Annotated in this window: 7 protein-coding genes; 2 read left to right on the forward strand and 5 right to left on the reverse strand. The window is 51.6% G+C overall.

Annotated features, from left to right (window positions below):
- Positions 1 to 8 precede the first annotated feature (8 nt).
- Together nusA and rimP are read right to left on the reverse strand one after the other, a co-directional pair.
- Positions 9 to 1,514 (reverse strand): transcription termination factor NusA, encoded by a 1,506-nt coding sequence (nusA, locus tag O3660_RS08840; protein WP_049350722.1) that lies wholly within the window; start codon positions 1,512 to 1,514, stop codon positions 9 to 11.
- A gap of 27 nt (positions 1,515 to 1,541) precedes the next feature.
- Positions 1,542 to 1,973 (reverse strand): ribosome maturation factor RimP, encoded by a 432-nt coding sequence (gene rimP, locus O3660_RS08845; protein ID WP_003685973.1) that lies wholly within the window; start codon positions 1,971 to 1,973, stop codon positions 1,542 to 1,544.
- Positions 1,974 to 2,317: 344 nt separating this feature from the next.
- Here rimP and serC point away from each other — a divergent pair, with 344 nt between their 5' ends.
- Positions 2,318 to 3,424 carry a phosphoserine transaminase gene (gene serC / locus O3660_RS08850; RefSeq protein ID WP_371464849.1) on the forward strand — a complete coding sequence of 369 codons (1,107 nt, stop codon included), beginning with the start codon at positions 2,318 to 2,320 and terminating at the stop codon, positions 3,422 to 3,424.
- A 64-nt stretch (positions 3,425 to 3,488) separates the two neighbouring features.
- Here serC and O3660_RS08855 read toward each other — a convergent pair whose 3' ends face one another.
- The 3 genes from O3660_RS08855 to rnhA all read right to left on the reverse strand — a co-directional run bounded on the left by O3660_RS08855 (position 3,489) and on the right by rnhA (position 5,913).
- A complete protein-coding gene (locus tag O3660_RS08855) occupies positions 3,489 to 4,682 on the reverse strand; it encodes an LD-carboxypeptidase (RefSeq protein WP_049350720.1) in 1,194 nt (397 codons plus the stop codon).
- Positions 4,683 to 4,755: 73 nt separating this feature from the next.
- Positions 4,756 to 5,154, reverse strand: a complete 399-nt coding sequence (locus O3660_RS08860; RefSeq protein WP_049350719.1) for an HIT domain-containing protein — start codon at positions 5,152 to 5,154, stop codon at positions 4,756 to 4,758.
- Positions 5,155 to 5,475: 321 nt separating this feature from the next.
- Positions 5,476 to 5,913: a ribonuclease HI gene (gene rnhA, locus O3660_RS08865; protein ID WP_049350717.1), complete on the reverse strand. Its 438-nt coding sequence runs from the start codon at positions 5,911 to 5,913 to the stop codon at positions 5,476 to 5,478.
- A gap of 119 nt (positions 5,914 to 6,032) precedes the next feature.
- Here rnhA and O3660_RS08870 point away from each other — a divergent pair.
- Positions 6,033 to 6,256, forward strand: a 224-nt coding sequence (locus O3660_RS08870) for a PH domain-containing protein (protein ID WP_371464850.1), incomplete at its 3' end; no start/stop codon positions are given.

A 6,256-nucleotide genomic window follows, 5' to 3' on the forward strand; every position in this document is an offset into this window, starting at 1 on the left:
GTACCCCCTTAGTTATTTTCTTCAGTAAACCAGTGTTCGCGTGCAGCCAAAATCACTTTTTTGGCTTCTTCTTCGTCAACACCGGTAATTTCGACCAATTCGTCAACAGACAATTCGGCCAGATCATCGCGTTGGGTAACGCCGGCTTCGGCCAGTTTGCGCAACATATCGGAATCTACGCCTTCCAAATTGCGCATGTCTTCAGACACTTCACCCAGTTTTTCTTCTGCGGCGATGGTAATGGTCAGGATCGCATCGCGTGCGCGATTGCGCAGGGTTTCAACGATTTCTTCGTCAAAACCGTCAATCGAGAGCAATTCCGCCGCTGGAACGTAAGCAACTTCTTCCAAAGTGGCAAAACCTTCTTCCACCAAGATATCGGCGGTTTCGTCGTCGATGTTCAAGTGGGTGGTGAAGAGGTTGCGGATAACGGCATCTTCGGCGGCATTGCGCTCGTCTGCTTCTTCAACGGTCATGATGTTCAGCTGCCAGCCGGTCAGGATGGAAGCCAGACGGACGTTTTGACCACCACGGCCGATGGCCAGCGCCAGTTGGTTTTCATCAACGATTACGTCAACAGCGTGTTTGTCTTCGTCAATTACGATGCGGCTTACTTCGGCAGGAGACAGCGCATTCATCACGAATTGGGCAGGCTCAGGAGACCACAATACGATGTCGATGCGTTCGCCGGACAATTCGTTGCTCACGGCGTTAACACGGGAACCGCGCACGCCGATACAAGTACCTTGCGGGTCGATGCGTTGGTCGTTGGCTTTAACGGCAACTTTGGCGCGTTGGCCGGGGTCGCGTGCTACTTCGCGGATTTCCAATAGGCCGTCTGCAATTTCAGGCACTTCGTTGGCGTAGAGTTTGGCCAAGAAGTCGCCGCTGGTACGGCTCAAAATGACTTGTTTGCGGCCGGTATTGCCGATTTCGTCCACACGCAGGAAGAGGGCGCGGATGCGGTCGCCGCTGCGGAAGTTTTCGCGTGGAATCATTTCTTCGCGCGGAATCAGGGCGTCAAGTTTGCCCGCGACGACTTCAACGATGATGCCGTGGCGCTCGACACGTTTTACCGTACCGGAAACGATGTCTTCTTTAGAGGCGAGGAACTCGTTCAGGTTTTGTTCGCGCTCCGCATCACGGATGCGTTGCAGGATGATTTGTTTGGCAGTTTGCGCGGCTTGGCGGCCGAAGCCTTCGTTTGGCAGCTGCTCTTCGTAGTATTCGCCGATTTGGATGGTTGTGCCGGGAATTTCTTCTTGGATTTCCTCGATGGTTTTTTCTACGTCGGGGTAGGTGTAGTCTTCATCGGCAACAATCAGCCAGCGGCGGAAGGTTTGGTATTCGCCGGTATCGCGGTCGATTTCGACGCGCACGTCCATGTGCTCGCGGTCGGCTTTTTTCTTGGCAGCAGTAGAGAGGGCGAATTCAAGGGCTTTGAATACGACTTCCGTTTCAACGTTTTTTTCACTTGCCAGCGCTTCGGCCAGCTGTAACATTTCGCGACTCATTTTCTAGAATCTCCAAGTAATCGGTTTTTAAAATTTAAATTCGGGGCGCAAACGGGCTTTGTCGATGTTGCTCAATTCGATTTGGGCGGTTTTGCCATCGAAAGAGACGGTAACGATGTCGTTTTCGCAGGATTCGATGCGGCCGATGAAGTTTTTCTGACCATCAATCGGCAGGCGTGTTTTGATTTTGGCGTTCTGGCCGGCAAAGCGCACGAAGTCGGCGGCTTTTTTCAGCGGACGGTCAAGGCCCGGGCTGGAGATTTCCAAACGTTTGTAGTCGATGTCTTCAACCATAAACACGCGGCTCAGATGGTTGCTGACAGTGGCGCAGTCTTCGACGGTGATGCCGCCTTCTTTATCGATGAAAACGCGCAAATCGCCTTGTGCAGTCAGTTCGAAATCGACCAGCTCGTAGCCCAAGCCGGGCAGGGTTTTATCAAGAATGCTTTGAATATCCATGCTTCTCCAGAAGTACATAAACAAAAAAATGGCCGTGCGGCCATTTTTCGTGTGATTTGAAAAATTGACCTATTATAACTGTTTTCAAGATAAAAGAAAAGTGTTGATTTGGCGTGAATTTTTTTGAAGTGATTGCTTAAATGTAAAGGGTAGGGTCGAGGCCGTCTGAAAAGGAAATTGTTGACAAGTTTTGATATGATGGTTTTGAAATTATTTTGGAAAACAAAGAATTGGTATTGCTTTGTTTTCAGACGGTCTTGGATTTTCTGATTTTTCGTGCTTGCACAATGTGCAAGGCGGTTCTACAATTTCTTTATACCCACCGAATAAGAAAGAAGGCCGCCATGTCCGCACACCCGATTTACAATTTTTCCGCAGGTCCTGCCGTATTGCCGGAAGCGGTATTGCGTACCGCGCAACAGGAAATGCTCGACTACAACGGTACGGGTTTTCCCGTGATGGCGATGAGCCACCGTTCGGATATGTTTTTGAGCATTCTGCATCATGCCGAACAAGACTTGCGCCAGCTTTTGAATATTCCGTCCAACTATAAAATCCTGTTTTTACAGGGCGGTGCGACCACGCAATTTAATATGGTGACCATGAATTTGGCGCACGGTTTTGCGACTGCCGATGCGGTGGTAACGGGCAACTGGAGCCGTATTGCCTATGAACAGATGAGTCGTTTGAGCAATGCTGAAATCCGTTTGGCCGCGCATGGCGGCGAGCAATATGCCTATAAAAACCTGCCCGCGGTGGAGGATTGGGATGTCAACCCGAATTCTGCGTTTGTTCATTTTGCGATTAATGAAACCGTAAACGGCTTGCAGTATCAAAACGTCCCCAAACTTTCAGACGGCCTGCCGCCGCTGGTGTGCGATATGTCGAGCGAGATTTTGTCGCGTGAGTTTGATGTATCCGATTACGGCTTGATTTATGCCGGCGCACAAAAAAATATCGGCCCTGCCGGTGCGACCGTGGTCATTATCCGCGAGGATTTGCTGGAGCGTTGTCCGAACGATATTCCCGATGTGTTCAACTACCGTTCACACATCAACCGAGATGGTATGTACAACACGCCTTCTACTTATGCGATTTATATGTCGGGTTTGGTGTTCCGCTGGCTGCAAACGCAGGGCGGTGTGAAAAAAATTGAAGCGGTCAATCGAATAAAGGCGCAAACCTTGTATGAGACGATAGACGGCAGCGGCGGTTTTTACATCAACGATATTCATCCTGATGCGCGCTCCAAAATGAACGTGGTCTTCAAAACCGCAAGCGAAGACTTGGACCGCCGTTTTGTGTTGGAAGCTGAGTTGCAGGGCTTGTGCCTGCTCAAGGGCTATAAAACCGTCGGCGGTATGCGTGCCAGCATTTACAATGCGATGCCGCTTGAAGGTGTGAACGCGTTGGCTGACTTTATGAAAGATTTCCAACGACGTTACGGTTAAGATGAAGATATAAAAAGGCCGTTTGAAACTGGGTTTCAGACGGCCTTTTTGATTTGAACAAGCCTTATTCGGTGACTTCTTCAGTGATGCTGTCGCGGTAGATAGTACTGTCGTAAGTCGGAACAGGAGGCGGCAGCAGGTTGTCGAGCGTCAGCGCGGACGGGTTCAGTGTCGGATAGCCGCTGAAGGTGACGGAATAACCGCCGTTGCCGGTACTGCGGACTTTGGCATGCGCGCCCAACGGAAAAGTGGTTTTGTTGGTAATGTGGCCGAATGGGAAACCGGTCAACACAGGAATCTTTGCAGTGCGCGAAATGTGGTTGACGACGGCGGAGAAGTCGTAGCTGGAGTCGTACACGTCGCGGATGGTGCCCATGCGGAAATCGCCGAAGATGATGGCACGTTGTTTTTGCAAAACACCTGACAGATAAAGCGTGTTGAGCATGCGCTCGATGCGGTAGGGTTGCTCGCTGACGTCTTCGATAAAGAGGATGCCGCCTTGAATATCGGGCATGTAAGGCGTACCGGCGAGGGAGGCGAGAACGCTGAGGTTGCCGCCCCACAATGTGCCTTCGACGTTGACATCGGCGCGTTGGATGGTTGGGACATCGACGATGTTGACGTTGTTGGTCGTGCCGCGGATGAAAGAATCCATGGTAAAGACGCTGGGGGCAGCTTTGCCGAATTCGCTGTACACCATCGGGCCTGCAAAGCTCATCATATTGCCTTTGGCCAACAGGGCGAGTTGGATGGCGCACACGTCGCTGAAACCGAAGAACAATGTGCCGCGTTCGCGCATTCTGGCACCGAGTGAGGCAAAGTCGATTTGAGGCAGGATGCGTGCCGCGCCGTAGCCGCCGCGCAGGCCCATCAAGACTTTGGGCGTTTCGACACGGCCGCTGGCAACGTCTTGGAAGTCGGCGGCACGTTGGGCGTCGCTGCCGGCAAAGCGTTGGTAACGGCGGCTGCCTGCCTGTTGGTTGGTCACGGTAAAGCCTGCATTGTAGAGGCGGGTCAGGCCGGTGGTCACGCGGTTGGGGTCTTCGGCGAAGCCTGACGGCGCAACAACGCGCAGGAGGTTGTCGCCGGAACGTGGCGGATGGGGTTGCTTAGGTTGCACGGTTTTGGCTTTCGCGGTGGTAGAAGTGGTTTTGGTTTGCGGCGTGGTGGTCGTGCCTGTGCCGCAGGCTTGCAACAACCCTGCGCCTGCCGCAGCAGAGCAGGTACGCAGGAAATGGCGGCGCGTGGTAGAGTTCATTGAGGTTTTCCTTTCGTTATATGTTCAGACGGCCTGAACTTGGCGTGTCGAATCTTACAGGCCGTCTGAAAGTTTAAGCGATTAAGTTTTTAATTTGTTGCGGCCAGTTTTCGGGCAAGGTCATACCGTGTTCGCGGACGGGCGCGGCCCAAATCGGCGCGGGGAAGTTGGCATCGTTTTCAAAGCGGGCGATGACGTGCCAATGCAGATGGGGCACAACATTGCCGAGGCTAGCTAGATTGATTTTGGTAGGGCGGAAGACTTGGCGCATTGCGGCTTCAACTTGATACACCATTTCCATGATTTCGTTGCGTTCGGCAGGGGAAAGGTCGGTCATCTCGGAAACATGGTCATTCCAAATAACGCGGCAGAATGCCGGTGCGCCGGCTTCGTTGTGGACGGCGATCACGCGCAGGTTCGGGGTTCTCAGCAAAATGTCTTCGTTGTCGGCAGTGCAGATGGGGCAGGTCATGGGTTTTTCTTTCTCAGTCTGAATAGGAATCGGATGATTTCAATCAGGATTTTTAGAACGAGGTAAATAGCAGTCAGCGTGATGAATGTAAAAAACCACGGTTCAGGTATAAACCACCAAAATAAATAGGCGGGCGTGATTAAGTCGGCACATTCTTCGGCGGTCTTAACGTGGTCACACAAGCCAAAGTTAAAAAAATCATTGACATCATGAAACGGTGAATAGGCGAACATAAGTGCTATTGGTGTCACACAAATCGATGCAATGACGGCAATCCAAAACAACGGCTTGAGATGTCTAAGTACAGTCATGGGTGAAGTGTTATGCAAATTTTGCTGCGCCTCGATTAGCGAGCTCGTCGGCTTTTTCGTTTTCAGGGTGTCCGGCGTGGCCTTTTACCCACGTCCAGCGGACATCGTGCTGTTGAACCAGACTATCCAGTTCTTTCCATAAATCATCGTTTTTGACCGGTTTTTTGGCGGCGGTTTTCCAGCCGTTTTTTTTCCAGCCGTGTATCCAGCTTTCCATGCCGTTTTTGACGTATTGCGAGTCGGTGCAGATGACGACTTGGCAGCGGCGCTTTAAGGATTTCAGTCCTTCGATGACTGCGGTCAGCTCCATGCGGTTGTTGGTGGTTTCGGCTTCGCCGCCGAACAGTTCTTTTTCGTGTGTGCCGTAGCGCATAAATACCCCCCAGCCGCCTGCGCCGGGGTTGCCTTTGCATGCGCCGTCTGTGTAGAGGTAAACGGGTTTATCCATGGGCATGTCTTTGTCGAATAAGGCGGTATCATAACATAAGGCCGTCTGAAATATCGGCAAATAAGGTTTGTGCGTGTAAAATACCCTGCACTTATCACTCGTATAGAAAGCAGGCAGATATGGGATTGTTCAGCGGCCTTTTGGGCAATGCTTCGCAAAAAGACGCCGATGCGGTGGAACGCGATTTGGCGAATATCCTGATTGATGGCGAACAGGTAAAAATGGCATTCAGCCTGGTGCGCGATTTGATTGTGTTTACCGAATATCGGCTGGTGTTGGTGGACAAGCAGGGTTTGACCGGCAAGAAAGTGTCTTACCGTTCGATTCCATACCGTTCCGTGTC

The organism is Neisseria sp. 27098_8_139 (assembly GCF_041433195.1).
Taxonomy (GTDB): Bacteria; Pseudomonadota; Gammaproteobacteria; order Burkholderiales; family Neisseriaceae; genus Neisseria; species Neisseria subflava.